This is a genomic window from Mycolicibacterium lutetiense (genome assembly GCF_017876775.1).
Lineage (GTDB): Bacteria > Actinomycetota > Actinomycetes > Mycobacteriales > Mycobacteriaceae > Mycobacterium > Mycobacterium lutetiense.
Map to the genome: position 1 here is coordinate 893693 of NZ_JAGIOP010000002.1, position 15756 is coordinate 909448.

Sequence of the window (15756 nt, forward strand, 5' to 3'; positions counted from 1 at the left end):
TGACTGAGCTATGTGGCCGCCGTGGGTTTGCTGGGTCAGAGCGAATCGACGAAAAGCTTGTGGATACGCCGGTCCCCCGTCACCTCCGGGTGGAAGGACGTCGCCAGCATCGAGCCCTGCCGCACCGCCACGATGTGGTCGGCGGCACGGGCCAGTACCTCGACGTCGGCCCCGACCCGCTCGACCCACGGCGCCCGGATGAACACCGCATGCACCGGGGTGTCGAGACCGACGAAGTCGACGTCCCCCTCGAAGGAGTCGACCTGACGACCAAAGGCGTTGCGCCGCACAGTCATATCGATGCCACCGAGTGGCAGCGCCGCACGGCCCGGCACACCGGCGTCTTTGATCTCACTGGCCAGCAGGATCATCCCCGCGCAGGAGCCGTAACAGGGCAGCCCGGCGGCGATACGTGCCCGCAACGGTTCGAGTAGGTCGAACTCGCGCAGCAGGTGGCTCATCGCCGTCGATTCCCCGCCGGGAATCACCAAGGCGTCGACCGCATCGAGTTCGGAAAGCCGCCGCACCGTTCCGGCTTCGGCACCTGCGGCCCGCAGCGCAGCCAGATGCTCGCGCGTGTCCCCCTGTAGCGCGAGCACCCCGACCCGGGGACTCACGGCCCCTCTGCCGGGGCGAAGTCGCGCTGATAGCGGGTCAGACCCTCCTGCATCACCGCGGCCACCAGCTCGCCGTAGCGGTTGAAGATCTTGCCCTGGGTCAACGAGCGCCCACCGCATGCCGAGGGCGAGGACTGGTCGTAGAGCAGCCATTCGTCGGCGCGGAACGGCCGCATGAACCACATGGCGTGGTCGAGTGACGCCACGTTCAGATGCTTGCGTACGTCGAGGTGGTTGACCTGCGCCGAACCGAGCAGGGTCAGATCGCTCATGTAGGCCAGCGCGCAGATGTGCAGCACGTGATCGTCGGGCAGCGGGTCGCGGTGACGGAACCACACCTGCTGCTGCGACGCCTTGCCCGGCACCTTCACCACACGGTCCCGCGGAACGATGCGGACGTCCCATTCGGCGAACTGCGCGAAGCCGGCGTCATCGAACGCTCCCCCGGACCGGAACCCGGGCAGATCATCGGGCCCCGGCGCCTCCGGCATCGCGTCCTGATGCTCGATGCCGGTCTGGTCGGTCTGGAAAGATGCCGACATCGTGAAGATGGTCTCGCCGTGCTGGATCGCGCTCACCCGACGGGTGCAGAACGAGCCGCCGTCGCGGATGCGCTCGACGATGTATACCGACGGTGCTCTGGCGTCACCCGGCCGCAGAAAGTAGCCGTGCAGGGAGTGCACCTGGAATGTCGGCTCCACCGTGCGCACCGCCGAGACCAGCGACTGACCGGCCACGTGGCCGCCGAAGGTGCGCTGCAGGAAGCCGCTCTCAGGGCTGAAGACCCCGCCGCGATAGATGTTGACCTCGAGCTGCTCCAGGTCGAGGATCTCTTCAATCGCCATAGGAGGTACTTACCAGCCGCGTTCGGCGAGCCGATGCGGCTGGGCGATCTCCTCGACGTTGATGCCGACCATGGCCTCACCGAGACCGCGCGACACCTTGGCCAACACGTCGGGATCGTCGTAGAACGTCGTCGCCTTCACGATCGCGGCGGCCCGCTCAGCGGGGTTGCCGGACTTGAAGATGCCCGACCCTACGAACACACCCTCGGCACCGAGCTGCATCATCATCGCGGCGTCGGCCGGGGTGGCGATGCCGCCTGCGGTGAACATCGTCACCGGCAGCTTGCCGGCCCGGGCCACCTCGACGACGAGGTCATACGGCGCCTGCAGCTCTTTGGCCGCGACATAGAGCTCGTCTTCACTCATCGAGGTGAGCCGACGGATCTCACCGCCGATCTGACGCATATGCGTAGTGGCGTTGGAGACGTCACCGGTGCCGGCCTCGCCCTTGGAGCGGATCATCGCCGCCCCCTCGGTGAGCCGGCGCAGCGCCTCGCCCAGGTTGGTGGCACCGCACACGAACGGCACGGTGAACTTCCACTTGTCGATGTGGTTGGCGTAATCGGCCGGGGTGAGCACCTCGGACTCGTCGATGTAATCCACCCCCAGGCTCTGCAGGATCTGCGCTTCGACGAAGTGCCCGATGCGCGCCTTGGCCATGACGGGGATGGTGACCGCGGAGATGATGCCCTCGATCATGTCGGGATCGCTCATCCGCGACACCCCGCCCTGGGCACGGATGTCGGCGGGAACCCGCTCCAGTGCCATGACGGCGACGGCGCCCGCGCCTTCGGCGATCTTCGCCTGTTCGGGGGTGACGACGTCCATGATCACGCCGCCCTTGAGCATCTCAGCCATCCCGCGCTTCACGCGCGCGGTACCGGTCTGGTTGCTCGAACCGTTCTGCGCTGCGATATCCATCGCAATCACCTCCAAATTCCCACTAATTCAGTCTAGTAGAGCCGCCAAATCCATTAAATCCGCAATCACCGGATGGCTTGCAGCTCCCGATCCGCGGTTCCACGCGTATTCGCCAGCGGCGTGCTCGACTGTTCGGCCAGATCATTGGCCTGAGCCAGCAGCTCACCCAGTTGCAGCGGGTACACGGCCTCACCGCCGGCAACCAACTCGGCGATCATTGTCGCATCGCACCAACGGTGCCCGTGAATGTAGTGCCGTTCCAGCGTCGTGCGCCCGGTTGCCGACGGCTCGAACCGGGTGGTCCGGTGGATGAAGTAGAACTCCTCGCTGCGGATCACCGAGGCGTTGAAGTCGATGACGGCCTCGCGCCGCCACACCGGCCCGACCAGCTCGGCCGCCGACGCCCGCAACCCCGTCTCCTCGGCGAGCTCACGCACCGCAGCCGCCGCCATGTCCTCGTCCTTGCGGACAGCGCCGCCGACGGTGAACCACCACCGCGGAGCCCCGTCCGGATTGTCCATAGCCGGGTCGCTACCGTGCAGCAGCAACACCGCGCCCGTCTCGTCGAGCAGCACCACACGTGCGGAGGTCCGACGGCTCACCGGGTTCGCCTCGGCTTGGGAGTCCGGACGTTCGACGATCTCGAAATAGGTTGGCAACGGAGCGGTTCCACCAAGTCGAAGTGCCCGCACCATCGGGCGCTCCCGCAGCGCCAGGGTGTCGCGGACGGCATCGTTGTGGAATCGCCGCGCCAGCAGCACCCGCGCTTCGGCATCGGCAAGCTCGGCGACCAGCGCCACCGGAAGCTCGGCAGGGTCAACCGCGGCCAGTGCGGCAGAAAGTTCGTTCTCGGCGGCCTCACGTGCCGGACGCGAGGCCCGCTCGGCTGAGTCCGCCAGCTTCGCAAGACGTTTGCCCTCAGGAGCGCCGGCGTAGGCATCGACCGCGACGGCGCGGGCCACGACGGCGCGACGAGCCAGAGCGCTGTCCAGCGCCTGCCAGGACAGGTCGTAGCGCACGTGGAGCCGATCGAGCCGATTGGCGGTCTGATACGCCCACCCGCCGACGAGCAGCAGGAGGACCAGCGCGGTCACCGCCGCGATCACTATCCAGATGGCCATGTCTAGTCGCCCACCTGTACTTTCACCCCGGCACTGGCCACCGTCTCGTACACCCGCATGATCTGGCCGGCCACCACCGACCAGTCGTAGCGCGCCACCCGCTCGGTGGCCGCCTCGATGTACCGCTCCCGCCGTGCGTCGTCCCCGAGCACCTCGATCAGCGCATCGGCCAGGGCGTCGGCATCGCCGACCGGCACCAACCGGCCGGCCTGGCCGGCGTCGAGCACCCGACTGAACGCATCCAGCTCGCTGGCCACCACGGCTGTCCCGGCTGCCATCGCCTCCACCAGCACGATGCCGAAGCTCTCCCCGCCGAGATTCGGTGCGCAGTAGACGTCGGCGCTGCGCATCGCGGCAGCCTTGGCGTCGTCGTCGACCTGCCCCAGGAAACGCAGATGCCCGGCCAGCTCGCCGGCTTCCTCCCGCAGCTCGTCCTCGTCGCCGCGGCCCACGACCAGAATCTCGACATCGGCGAAGTGCCGCACCAGCTTCGGCAGCGCACCGAGCAACACCGGCATGCCCTTGCGGGGTTCGTCGAACCGGCCGAGGAACAGCACACTACGACCGGGCCGCGGATAACCCTCCAGCCGCGGCGCATTCGCGAACGAGGGCACGTCGACCCCGTTGGGGATCTCGACCGCATCCGAGCCGAGCGCCTCCATCTGCCAGCGACGGGCCAGGTCCGACACCGCGATGCGGCCGACGATCTTCTCGTGGAAGGGTCGCAGCAATCCCTGAAACACGCTGAGTGTCAACGATTTCGTCGTCGACGTGTGAAACGTCGCCACGATCGGCCCCTCGGCGGCCTGCAGCGCCAGCATGGAGAGGCTGGGCGCATTGGGCTCGTGCAGGTGCAGCACATCGAAGTCACCCTCGGCGATCCACTTCTTGACCTTGCGGTGGGTGGCCGGCCCGAACCGCAACCGGGCCACCGAGCCGTTGTACGGAATCGGGACGGCCTTGCCGCCCGACACCACATAGTCGGGCAGCTTCACATCGGGTGACGACGGCGCCAGGACGCTGACGTAGTGTCCGCCCGCGCGCATCACCTCGGCCAGTTGCAGCACATGGGATTGCACTCCGCCCGGCACATCGAACGAATACGGGCAGACCATCCCGATACGCATGGCTAGCTCCGTCGCCTCTTCGCGCAAGCGCTCATCAGGTGGTACCCAGTCGGGCGCGACGTTCATCGGACAGATCGGCCAGCCACTGCGGCTGCAGCATGTGCCAGTCGGCGGGGTGTGCCGCGATGTTCGCCTCGAACCGGTTGGCCAACTGCTGGATCACCACCGACACGTCCCCCGACGAGGTGTCGAGTGCGTCGAAAATCTCGACCACGCAATCCTCACCGTCGTAGTGGACATGCGCCGGATGCAGCGGGGCGCCCGTCTCGATCGCCAGCCTGGCGGGCCCGGCGGGCATCCGGGTGGGCTCGCCGAAGAAATCGACCTCCACCCCGTGACGGGTGAGGTCCCGGTCAGCCATCAGGCAGACGAACATGTTGTCCCGCAACCGGTCCGAGAGCACCTCGAACGGCGGGCGCTCCCCACCGGACAGCGGGAACACCTCGAATCCGAGGCTCTCCCGGTAGTCGATGAAACGCCGATACAGCGACTCGGGTTTCAGCCGTTCGGCGACGGTCGCGAAGGTGCCGAACTGCTGGGCCAGCCACACTCCGGCCATGTCCCAGTTCCCGCTGTGCGGCAGCGCCAGCACGGCGCCTCGGCCCGCCTTCTTGGCAGCCCGGAGCTTGTCTGCGCCGACGAACACCTCGTCAAGACGCTTGGCCACGGCGGTCAGGTCCATCGATGGCAGCCGGAACGCCTCGCGCCAGTACCGGGCGTAGGAGGCCAGTGCCGCCCGCATCAGATCGTCCGACACCTCGGCCGGAGGCACCCCGACCACCCGGGCCAGGTTCTTGCGCAGCTGCTGCGGCCCACCGCCGCGGGAGGCATAGAGGGCACCCGCGTCGAACACGTTGCGCGCCACGAACTCCGGCATCGAGCGAACGAGCTGCCACCCTGCCGCGTAACCCAGATCGGTCACCTGCCCGGACAACGGAATGTTCACGGGGCCCCCGGGGGTTGAATCGGATCCATGGCGCCCGCCGACGTGCGCACTGCGTGCAGTCGCTGCGCCACGGTGATCACACTGGCCACGGCCAGCAGCCATACCGCGACGTGCAGCAGCCACGGCACATGCAGCCACGGCACCCCCGACAGCCCCGCGCCGACGAGCACGATCACCAGTCGCTCCGGGCGTTCGATGATGCCGCCGTCACCGCGCAGGCCACTGGCTTCAGCGCGGGCCTTGATGTACGAGATCACCTGTGAGGTCACCAGGCAGATGAGGATCGCGACCACGAGCGTCGGGTTGTGCATGCCGAACGCCGCCCACCACAGCAGGCCGGCGAATATCGCGCCGTCGGCGATGCGGTCGCATGCCGCGTCCAGCACGGCACCGAACCGGGTGCCCCCACCGCGTTCACGGGCCATTGCCCCGTCGAGCATGTCGGCGAGGACGAAGACGAACACGGCGAACGCGCCCCACCACAACTGCCCCATCGGGAAGAGTGTCAGCGCGGCGGTCACCGTTCCGGCGGTGCCGACGATGGTGACGATGTCGGGGGTCAGGCCCGCGCGCAGCGCCGCCTTGGCCACCGGCCGCGACAACTTCGCGTAGGCCGCCCGGCTCATCAGAAAGAGATTGCTCACGGCTGGCGTGCCCATTCGGTCGCCAACAGTTCCCGAGTCTCACTCAGCAACTGCGGAATGACCTTGGCGCCACCGATGATCGTGATGAAGTTCGCGTCGCCGCCCCAGCGGGGCACCACGTGCATGTGCAGGTGCTCGGCCAGCGATCCGCCGGCCGAGACACCTAGGTTCAGCCCCACGTTGAACCCGTGCGGGCGCGACACGGCCTTGATGACGCGAATCGCCTTCTGCGTGAACGCCATCAGTTCAGCGCTCTCGGCCTCGGTGAGGTCCTCCAGCTCCGACACCCGCCGGTACGGCACCACCATGAGGTGGCCCGGGTTGTACGGGTAGAGGTTGAGCACGGCATACACCAGCTCACCGCGGGCGACCATGAGCCCGTCCTCGTCGGACATCTGGGGGATGTCGGTGAACGGCTGGGAGGATGAGGTCGACCCGGCAGAATCCTCGGAGCCGGCCCCCTTCACCGCATTGACGATGTAGCTCATCCGGTGTGGCGTCCACAGCCGCTGCAGGTGGTCCGGCTTGCCGACGCCATGGTCGATGATGGCGTCTCCGCCGCCGTGGTCGACGGTCGACCGCTCGTCGCCGGTCACTGGCTGGTTCCCACCGTGACCAGCTCGGCCGTCGGCACCGCATTGTTGCGGTCGGCGATCCACTTCACGATCGCCTCCACTGCCTCATCGCGGGGCACGCCGTTGATCTGGGTGCGGTCCCCGAACCGGAAGCTCACCGCGCCGGCTTCGAGATCCGTGCCCCCGGCCAGCAGCATGAACGGCACCTTCTGGTTGGTGTGGTTGACGATCTTCTTCGCCATCCGGTCATCGCTGCCGTCGACCTCGACCCGCACGCCGCGCGACTTCAGTTGGGCGGCAACGTCATACAGGTAGTCCAGGTGGGCATCGGCGACCGGGATGCCGACCACCTGCACCGGCGCCAGCCAGGCCGGGAATGCGCCCGCGTAGTGCTCGGTGAGCACTCCGAAGAAGCGCTCGATCGAACCGAACAGGGCGCGGTGGATCAGCACCGGGCGCTGCCTGCTGCCGTCCGCGGCGGTGTACTCGAGCTCGAAGCGGTCGGGCATGTTGAAGTCCAGCTGGATCGTCGACATCTGCCAGTTGCGACCCAGCGCGTCCTTGACCTGAACCGAGATCTTGGGGCCGTAGAACGCCGCGCCACCCGGATCCGGCACCAGATTCAGGCCCGAGGCCTCGGCCACCGACCGCAGAGTCTCGGTGGCCTCGTCCCACATCTCGTCGGAGCCCACGTACTTGTCGGGATTCTTGGTGGACAGCTCCAGGTAGTAATCGTTCAGCCCGTAATCGGCGAGCAGATCGAGCACGAACTGCAGCAGCGAGATCAGCTCGCCGCGCATCTGCTCCCGCGTGGTGTAGATGTGCGCATCGTCCTGGGTCATGCCGCGCACCCGGGTCAGCCCGTGCACCACGCCGGACTTCTCGTAGCGGTACACCGACCCGAATTCGAACAGCCGCAACGGAAGTTCGCGGTACGAGCGGCCGCGGGCCCGGTAGATCAGGTGGTGCATCGGGCAGTTCATCGGCTTGAGGTAGTAGTCCTGCCCGGGCTTGCGTACCGTGCCGTCGTCGTTGTATTCCGCGTCGATGTGCATCGGCGGGTACATGCCGTCGGCGTACCACTCCAGGTGGCCCGACGTGATGTAGAGGTGTTCCTTGGTGATGTGGGGGGTGTTGACGAACTCGTAGCCGGCTTCGGAATGCTTGCGCCGCGAGTAGTCCTCCAACTCCTTGCGGATCACACCGCCCTTGGGGTGGAAGACCGGCAGACCGGAGCCGAGCTCGTCGGGGAAGCTGAACAGGTCCAGCTCGACACCGAGCTTGCGGTGATCGCGGCGCTGCGCCTCCTCGATCAGCTCCAGGTGACGGTCGAGCGCCTCCTGCGACTCCCAGGCGGTGCCGTAGACGCGCTGCAGGCTGGCGTTGTTCTGGTCGCCGCGCCAGTACGCGGCGCTGCTGCGGGTCAGTTTGAAGGCCGGGATGTACTTGGTGGTCGGGATGTGCGGGCCGCGGCACAGGTCACCCCACACCCGTTCCTTGGTGCGGGCGTTGAGGTTGTCGTACGCGGTGAGCTCGTCGCCGCCGACCTCCATCACCTCCGGGTCGTCGGCACCGGACTTGTCGTCGACCAGCTCGAGCTTGTAGGGCTCGCCGGCCAGCTCCTCGCGCGCCTGATCCTTGGATTCGTAGACGCGCCGGGAGAACAGTTGACCGTCCTTGACGATCTTCTGCATCCGCTTCTCGAGCTTGTTCAGGTCCTCGGGCGTGAACGGCTCGGCGACGGCGAAGTCGTAGTAGAAGCCATCGGTGATCGGCGGACCGATACCCAGTTTGGCCTGTGGGAACAGGTCCTGTACGGCCTGGGCCAGCACGTGGGCGCACGAGTGCCGGAGCACGCTGCGGCCGTCGTCGGTGTTGGCCGCCACCGGCGTCACCTCGACATCGGTGTCCGGGGTCCAAGACAGGTCCCGAAGTCGCCCCTCGGCGTCGCGCACCACCACGATCGCGTCCGGGGTCCCGCGACTGGGCAGATCCGCCTCACGCACCGCCGCGCCGGCGGTAGTCCCGGCCGCGACCCGGATCGGTGCGGCGGGGGCTGGGCTGGGGGCGGCGCTCATCGGGGAGTCTCCTACCATGCGAGGGCTAATGCGAACGCTGACATGTTATCGGGGTGGGCCATCGAGGTTGCTGATCAGGACCCCAACCCGATCGGGCTCTTGAGCCACTGCTGCTCCAGTCCGACCAGTCCGGCGCTCCAACCGACCACGCCGAACAGCCACAGCGTGCCCAGCACGACCAGTCCGGTGAACACCGCGCTGACCCCCTTGACCGCGATGTGCTGGCGATCGAACCACGCCATCACCGTGTCGTAGCGGGCCCGGACGTAGCGCAGCGCCCGCTTGGCGAAGGCGAATTCGCTGGCCAGGATCGCCAAGCCCAGAAACACGATGGCCCAACCGGGACCGGGGTACGGGATCGCCACGATGCCGACGGCCAGCACGAGTGTGCCGATGACACCGACGACGATCCGGTAGGTGAATTCGGCGGCCGGGCGTGACCGCAACCCTTCCCGCCAGCGCGTCCAGCGCTGCTTCACCGCGGCCGGATTCATGGCTGTCCCGGCTTGAGCCGGACGAACAACGCCTCGGCCTCGGCGAGCACGTCGTCGCCGTCGAGCAGCCGTCCCTCGACGAAGATCTTGCGGCCCTCGATGCGGTCGATACCGGCCTGCACCTGCAGTTCTTTCCCGATCGGAACGATCCGGCGGTAGTTGACATGCAGATATGCGGTGCGCTGATACATGCTGCCGGTCAATTTGGCGGCGGTGTAACCCAGCAGCGAATCGAACAGGAGCGCCAGCGACCCGCCGTGCACCGCGCCGTTGCGGCCCAGGTGAAAACGCCGGAAGTGGGCGGTTCCGGCGATTCGGTTGTCGTCGGTCCGTTCCAGGTGCACCGGCACGTTGGTGACGTTGCCCCGGTTGGGCAGGTCCATCCGCCGACCGGACGGTGAATTCCATTCGTCGGCCTCATACGGCGCCAGCAGCGCCGACACCTGCTCGATCAGATCGGCCGCCTGGGTGATCACCGCATCGGGGGCGTCGGCGCTCCGAGCGTGGTCCTGCAGGGTGCGAACGGCCTCGATGAATCGGCCGTAATCGGGGCCGCCGCGATCGGTGGGGTCGGGCGGGTTGAACCCTCCGCCGAGGTGCGTGCCGGCGGTGTCGTTTTCTGGGGCCACACCGCCACCGTAAAGGTGCCATGGTGGTGGACGTGAAACTGGACGACCTGGCCCGGCTGCCCCTGACCTATCCGGAGGTAGGCGCCACGGCCGGCGATCTGCCCGCGGGCTACCGCCACACTAGGGCGGCGGCGGAGATCGGTACCGGCCGCGACCGCTTCGAGCAGGCCGGCGCGGACGTGCTGCGGTGGGGTATGCAACGCGGCGCGGGCCTGCGGGTGCAGGCCACCACCGAGGCCGCCGCGGTGGGCACCGAACTGGTCGTCCGGCTCGGACCCGTACCGGCGCCGTGCCGGGTGGTCTATGTGCTCGACGAAACCGACCGGCGGGGCTTCGCCTACGGCACGCTGGCCGGCCATCCCGAATCGGGTGAGGAGCTGTTCTCGGTCCGGTATGACCCGGCGACCGGCACCGTGCACGCCGAGGTGGTCGCGTTCTCCCGGCCGGCCACATGGTGGAGCCGGTTGGGCGGCCCGGTGACACAGCTGCTCCAGCGGGTCGTGACGCGCCGGTATCTCAGCGGCATCTGAAGTCCGACCTGTGGAGGCCCTGCTTCATCTGCCGCGAGATTCAGTCGCAGTCGATTCTGCTTCTCGCCTCATAGTCGCCGCCAATCAGCTTCAATGACGCCCTATGACATATCGGGTAATTCAGTGGGGCACCGGCGCGGTCGGGGTCGAGGCGCTGGCGGCTGTCCTGGACGACCGCCCCGACCTCGACCTGGTCGGGGTGCGGGTGTACTCCGACGCCAAGGACGGTGTCGACGTCGGCGAACTGCTGGGCCGGCCGCCGGTCGGCGTCCTCGCCACCACCGATGTCGAGGCCATTCTCGGACTGGACGCCGACTGTGTCATCTACACACCGCGGATCACGAATCTGGAAGACGTATGCGCGCTGCTGGCCGGCGGCAAGAACGTGGTGACGACAGCGTTTCTGTTCCACCCCCGGCGCCTGCCCGATGCCGACCGCGAGCGACTGCTGGCGGCCTGCACCGCGGGCGGGACGACGGTGCACGGCGGCGGGCTGAACCCCGGCAACCTGTCAGGCGCGCTGCCGTTGGTGCTGTCCGGAATGAGTCGGCGGATCGACAAGATCACGCTGCAGGAGCGCGCCGACTGGTCCGATTACGACAGCACACACATCACGTTCGACAACATGTCGTTCGGCCGGCCGGTGGATGAGATACGCGTCGATGGCACCGAGTTCCTGGCATTCAACAACGAATTGTTCAGCGAGCAGGTGTGGCTGCTGGCCGATGCTTTGGGTGCCGATATCGACGAGGTCACCTCGTCGGTGGAGGCCGTGCCCGCCCGTCACGACCACCAGATCTTCGACCACGTGCTGACTGCCGGCACCACAGCGGGGCAACGGTGGAACTGGGTCGGAGTGCGAGACGGCGAGCCGCTCATCGAGATCGAGACCTTGTGGACCGTGGGCAACGAGTACCCCGACCAGTGGCCGCGACCCAAGCACGGCTGGACGTTGACCATCGAGGGCGATCCGTCCATGCAGACCCACTTCTTCAGTCTGGCCAGCTTTACCCGCGAGGCCACGATGGCCGAGCACGTGCGAGCGGCCAATGTCGCCACCGCGATGCAGGTCCTCAATGCCGTGCCCGAGGTGTGCGACGCCGAACCCGGGTTCGCCACGCTCGCGACGCTGCCATTGATCCGCAGCCACACCGGGTTTCGGCGGCAGTGACTATCTGATGATGACCGAGCTGGGCTCGTGCGGCGCACCCAGCATGTCCCGGTGTGACGGCGGCACCCGGCCACCTTCGTCGGTGATGCCGTAGCGGGCCGCGAGTTCGGCACCGATCACGGTGTGCCCGGACAGTTGAGCCAACTCCGGGTCCCGGTACAGCGCGTCGATGAGATGACCGGTGAACTCCGGAGTTTCGGCGTGCTCGGCGGTCTTGGCCAGCGCGTCGGGGTGGCCGGCGAACGCGGCCTTGAACTTCTCGGTGAGCAGGATGCCCATCCAGATCGACACCGTCGACACCCCGGTGTCGGTGAAATCGACCGCCATGTCCGCCGCCAGCTTGTCAATGCCGGCCTTCTGAGCGCCGTAGGCCGGGCCGTGCATGTAGCACACCGATCCGGGCGAGGAGGTGAACGCGATCAGACCATGGTCGGCGGCCAACAGCAGCGGCGCGGCGTACCAGGACGCCACATAGGCCGACCGCAACCCGACCTCCAGCACATCGGCCAACTCGATCGGCTTCTCCCAGAACGGTTTCGGGTTGACCAGGTCATCGTGCACCGCGGCGGCATTGTTGACCAGCAGGTCCAGCCGGCCCTCCTGTTCGGTGATCCGCTCGAACAGCGCACCCACGGCAGCGTCATCGGAGTGGTCGAGTTGGACGGCGATGCCGCCTTTTCCGGGGTCGGTGACGGTGCGGCCGGTGACGTACACCCGCCAACCCGAGGAGAGCAGGGCTGTGGCGATGCCGCGGCCCGCGCCACGACTCGCTCCGGTGACCACGGCGATCGGGGTATCCACGGCCATCAACCTACGGGGCGGACCCAGCGCGGCGTGATCTCACATGAAGCCTGGATGACACCAGAATTAAAATTGCGATGACTTCTGCCGCTGTCTCGGTGAAATGCCCAGGTCACGGCCGTGTGGCTCAGGAACACCGGTTTGCGTTCAGCTGCGCACATCCGACAGTTCTGTCATTCTGTCGACGGTAAATCCGACGGCCTTCGATACCCGACCGGCGGCCTGACCATCACGCAGTCGTGCTCTCCACACCGAAGAATCGAGGCAACCTGCGATGGCGACAACTCTCACCCGCCCGTTCGTGGTGTACGGAGTCGGGGCGATCGGGGGCGTGATCGCCGCTCGACTGCGGCTGGCCGGGTACGACGTGACGGCCGTCGCCCGTGGTGCGCACCTCAATACGATCCGCACCTGCGGACTCACCCTGGTGACGCAGGCCGGCACCGACAACATCGACCTGCCGGCCGCCGCCGGTGCCGGTGAGGTCGACTGGTCCACCCGGCCGGTGGTGATACTGGCGGTCAAGAGCCACCAAACCGACACGGCACTCGACGATCTCAGCGCCCACGCCCCCATAGAGACACCGGTGTTCGTCGCCGAGAACGGGGTGGCCAACGAGGCCGCCGCACTTCGCAGGTTCGCCAATGTCTACGGCGTCACCGTGATGCTCCCGGCGGCGCACCTCGATCCCGGTGTGGTCATCCAACAGAGTGATCCGGTGGCGGGCATCCTGGACGTCGGCCGCTACCCGGCAGGTCGCGACGAACTGGCCGAACAATTCTCCGCCGCATTACAGGTGGCCCGGTTCGAATCGCAGGTCCGCGACGACGTCATGGCGTGGAAGTACCGCAAGCTGATCGCCAACCTCGGCAACGGCGTGATCGCGGCCTACCGTCCGGGACCCGAGGCCGACACCCTGATCTCCCGCGCCCGCGACGAGGCCGAGCACATCCTCACCGCCGCCGGGATCCCCTTCGTCACCGCAGCGCAGGATGCGCAACGTCGCGGGGATCTGCTGCAGGGCCAGGTTCACGACGACTACTTCAGTTCCACCTGGCAGAGCGTGGCCAGGGGACACACCAAGGTCGAAACCGACTGGTTCAACGGCGAAATCGTGCTGCAGGCCCGCCTGCACCACCAGAACGCTCCCGTCAACGAGTTGATCCAACGCGTCACTGCCGAACACGCACGAGTGGGCCGCCCCGTACGTTCACTGGACGCCGCCGCCGCACTGAAGAAGCTGGCGTCGCATCCGAGCGCGCTAGAGGCTGTCGAGTGCCGCCTGCAGGCGTCGGCCGACCTCGGCAGCGACATCGACCAGCGCAGGCTCGTCGGTCACCTCGGCCATCAGGCTGGGGTTCATCGCCTCGACGACGACCACCGCATCACTGCCACGAGGTGTCCGTAACACCACGTTGCACGGCAACAGCACGCCGATCCGCGGAAACGCGCGGAGCGCCTGCTGAGCGAACTGGGGGTTGCACGCGCCCAGGATCAGGTACTCCCCCAACTCGTCGCCGGCACCATCGCCCAGCTTCGCGTTGAGCGTGGACCGGATGTCTATCTCGGTGAGCACGCCGAACCCCTGCTCGCCCAATGCGTTTCGAGTGCGGGCAACAGCCTCGTCGAACGGTCCTTGCGTGGTGGTCGCTAACGCGATGTCCATCTCGTGGTTCCTTTCATTTCCTCGGCCAAGGCCTCAAACTACCCGCGGCGGCAGAGTGCCACGCGGGTTTGGATCTCACGCCCCGCCGGCCGACACCTTCTGACGAGGCGGCGTCATCGTGCTCCGCCGCAGCGGGCAGCGGGCCATGCGGGCGCACACCGCGTTCGCCAGCGCGGCGAGCACGGTGAGGCCGCCGACCGTGGCGCCGAGTGCCGGGTGCACCTCCTGAGCGAAGATGACCGACGACATCAGCAGGACGAACCAGCCGAAGCCCTTGCGCAGCACATCGGGTTTGATCAGCGCGGTCAACCGGGCACCGATCAATCCACCGACCACCGCCGCGGCGGTCACCATCAGGGCCAACCTCCAGTCGATCTGCACGGTGGACAGGTATCCGGCCAGACCGGCGAACGATTTCATGGCGATCACCACCAACGAGGTGCCCACGGCCGCCGGCATCGAGAGCCCGCCGAGCAGCACCAGAGCCGGCACTACCAGGAAGCCGCCACCGGCACCGACCAGGCCCGTCACCAACCCGACCACCAGGCCCTCGGCCAGGATCTTCACCACCGGCAACTGCCGCTGCCGGCCATCGGCTTCTGCGTTGTCGGTGGCTCTGCGGCCGCGCAGCATGGCCACCGCGGTGGCGACCATCATCAGGGCGAACCCGATCAGCAACACCGTGCCCGGAATGAACCGTGACAGCAGGCCACCCAGATACGCCCCGGCCATGCCGGCCGCACCGAAGATCAGGCCGACCCGCCACTGCACCCGGCCCGCCCGGGCATGCGCGATCACGCCGACGGCACTGGTCACACCCACGACCAGCAATGACGCAGCGATAGCCTGCTTGGCATCCATGCCCGCGACGTAGGCCAGCAGTGGAACCGTGAGGATCGAGCCGCCGCCGCCGAGCACGCCCAGCGTGATCCCGACGACGACAGCCAGTGCCAGCGTCAAGCCGATCATCGTGGCCTAGTGGCCGGGCAGCTGGAGAGTTGGCCGACGACCGACTCGACGTCGCAACTGGCGCCGCGGTTGTAGGGAAGCTTCGACAACAGCATGCCCATGGCACACGTGTTGGACAGTGCCGCAAAGGTCAGCCCGCCACCGATGGCGCCTGCCAGCCATTTGAGCTTGGGGGCGGCAATGCTCCCCAAGATCGAAGTCAACACGATCGATCCGGCCACCAGTCGCACCTGGCGTTCCAGGTCCCACTTCGCAGCACCGCGATTGACCTTGAATCCTTTTGCCTCCCAGTCGACAATGCCGCCCATAAGGATGTGGACATTGGGCAGCCCGTGCTGCCGCAGCGCCTCTTCGGCCTGGGTTGCCCGCTGACCTGAACGGCAGACCAGAACCCACTCGTCGACGCCGTCGGCCTGTGCGGTGTTCGAGATCTCGTCGCGGTGTTCGCGGAGCAGATCCAGCGGCACGTTGTAGGAGCCGGGGATGTGCGCGGTCTCGAACTCCGCGGCGGTACGGACGTCGAGCAGCCTGGGCGGGTTGGCCGTCTGCAGAAGTTCGGCAAGACCGTGGGAATCGATGGTCTTGGGAGTGGCGACGTCAGTCATGGGACACCTTCAGGTCT

At 67.3% G+C, this 15756-nt stretch carries 17 protein-coding genes and 1 pseudogene; 3 read left to right on the plus strand and 15 right to left on the minus strand.

Annotation, left to right across the window (positions count from 1 at the left end; genetic code table 11):
* Positions 1-35 precede the first annotated feature (35 nt).
* The 11 genes from pdxT to JOF57_RS13610 all read right to left on the minus strand — a co-directional run bounded on the left by pdxT (position 36) and on the right by JOF57_RS13610 (position 9997).
* The gene (pdxT, locus tag JOF57_RS13560) at positions 36-617 is read right to left on the minus strand and encodes a pyridoxal 5'-phosphate synthase glutaminase subunit PdxT (RefSeq protein WP_209917213.1); all 582 of its coding nucleotides are present in this window, start codon (positions 615-617) and stop codon (positions 36-38) included.
* Entirely contained in the window at positions 614-1462 is an 849-nt protein-coding gene (gene tesB / locus JOF57_RS13565) for an acyl-CoA thioesterase II (RefSeq protein WP_209917215.1), read from the minus strand. The genes pdxT and tesB overlap by 4 nt, the downstream gene beginning before the upstream one ends.
* A gap of 9 nt (positions 1463-1471) precedes the next feature.
* Positions 1472-2383: a pyridoxal 5'-phosphate synthase lyase subunit PdxS gene (pdxS, locus tag JOF57_RS13570; RefSeq protein ID WP_209917217.1), complete on the minus strand. Its 912-nt coding sequence runs from the start codon at positions 2381-2383 to the stop codon at positions 1472-1474.
* A gap of 65 nt (positions 2384-2448) precedes the next feature.
* A complete protein-coding gene (locus JOF57_RS13575) occupies positions 2449-3504 on the minus strand; it encodes an NUDIX hydrolase (protein WP_209917219.1) in 1056 nt (351 codons plus the stop codon).
* 2 nt (positions 3505-3506) lie between these two features.
* On the minus strand, positions 3507-4631 hold the full coding sequence (locus JOF57_RS13580) for a glycosyltransferase family 4 protein (protein ID WP_209917221.1): 1125 nt from the start codon (positions 4629-4631) through the stop codon (positions 3507-3509).
* Between the two features lie 34 nt (positions 4632-4665).
* On the minus strand, positions 4666-5577 hold the full coding sequence (locus tag JOF57_RS13585) for a phosphatidylinositol mannoside acyltransferase (protein ID WP_209917223.1): 912 nt from the start codon (positions 5575-5577) through the stop codon (positions 4666-4668).
* The gene (gene pgsA, locus JOF57_RS13590; RefSeq protein WP_209917225.1) at positions 5574-6221 is read right to left on the minus strand and encodes a phosphatidylinositol phosphate synthase; all 648 of its coding nucleotides are present in this window, start codon (positions 6219-6221) and stop codon (positions 5574-5576) included. Before pgsA ends, JOF57_RS13585 begins: the two co-directional genes overlap by 4 nt.
* Positions 6218-6817, minus strand: a complete 600-nt coding sequence (locus JOF57_RS13595; RefSeq protein WP_209917227.1) for an ATP adenylyltransferase — start codon at positions 6815-6817, stop codon at positions 6218-6220. Before JOF57_RS13595 ends, pgsA begins: the two co-directional genes overlap by 4 nt.
* On the minus strand, positions 6814-8874 hold the full coding sequence (thrS, locus tag JOF57_RS13600) for a threonine--tRNA ligase (RefSeq protein WP_209917229.1): 2061 nt from the start codon (positions 8872-8874) through the stop codon (positions 6814-6816). The genes JOF57_RS13595 and thrS overlap by 4 nt, the downstream gene beginning before the upstream one ends.
* A gap of 74 nt (positions 8875-8948) precedes the next feature.
* Positions 8949-9368 (minus strand): TIGR02611 family protein, encoded by a 420-nt coding sequence (locus tag JOF57_RS13605; protein WP_209917231.1) that lies wholly within the window; start codon positions 9366-9368, stop codon positions 8949-8951.
* The gene (locus tag JOF57_RS13610; protein ID WP_209917233.1) at positions 9365-9997 is read right to left on the minus strand and encodes a PaaI family thioesterase; all 633 of its coding nucleotides are present in this window, start codon (positions 9995-9997) and stop codon (positions 9365-9367) included. Before JOF57_RS13610 ends, JOF57_RS13605 begins: the two co-directional genes overlap by 4 nt.
* Before the next feature lie 32 nt (positions 9998-10029).
* Here JOF57_RS13610 and JOF57_RS13615 point away from each other — a divergent pair, with 32 nt between their 5' ends.
* Positions 10030-10527: a DUF1990 domain-containing protein gene (locus JOF57_RS13615; protein WP_209917235.1), complete on the plus strand. Its 498-nt coding sequence runs from the start codon at positions 10030-10032 to the stop codon at positions 10525-10527.
* A 103-nt stretch (positions 10528-10630) separates the two neighbouring features.
* On the plus strand, positions 10631-11698 hold the full coding sequence (locus JOF57_RS13620; RefSeq protein WP_209917236.1) for an NAD(P)H-dependent amine dehydrogenase family protein: 1068 nt from the start codon (positions 10631-10633) through the stop codon (positions 11696-11698).
* On the opposite strand, the gene JOF57_RS13625 is transcribed toward JOF57_RS13620, so the two are convergent.
* Positions 11699-12499 (minus strand): SDR family NAD(P)-dependent oxidoreductase, encoded by an 801-nt coding sequence (locus JOF57_RS13625; protein ID WP_407666566.1) that lies wholly within the window; start codon positions 12497-12499, stop codon positions 11699-11701.
* Between the two features lie 274 nt (positions 12500-12773).
* Between JOF57_RS13625 and JOF57_RS13630 the strand changes: the two are divergent.
* Positions 12774-13664: pseudogene (locus JOF57_RS13630) on the plus strand (ketopantoate reductase family protein); the annotation flags it as partial.
* A gap of 96 nt (positions 13665-13760) precedes the next feature.
* On the opposite strand, the gene JOF57_RS13635 reads toward JOF57_RS13630, so the two are convergent.
* The 3 genes from JOF57_RS13635 to JOF57_RS13645 form a co-directional block, all read right to left on the minus strand.
* On the minus strand, positions 13761-14165 hold the full coding sequence (locus JOF57_RS13635; RefSeq protein WP_209917243.1) for a DUF302 domain-containing protein: 405 nt from the start codon (positions 14163-14165) through the stop codon (positions 13761-13763).
* Positions 14166-14240: 75 nt separating this feature from the next.
* Positions 14241-15134 carry a sulfite exporter TauE/SafE family protein gene (locus JOF57_RS13640; RefSeq protein ID WP_209917245.1) on the minus strand — a complete coding sequence of 298 codons (894 nt, stop codon included), beginning with the start codon at positions 15132-15134 and terminating at the stop codon, positions 14241-14243.
* Positions 15131-15739 (minus strand): rhodanese-like domain-containing protein, encoded by a 609-nt coding sequence (locus JOF57_RS13645; protein WP_209917247.1) that lies wholly within the window; start codon positions 15737-15739, stop codon positions 15131-15133. Before JOF57_RS13645 ends, JOF57_RS13640 begins: the two co-directional genes overlap by 4 nt.
* Positions 15740-15756 lie beyond the last annotated feature (17 nt).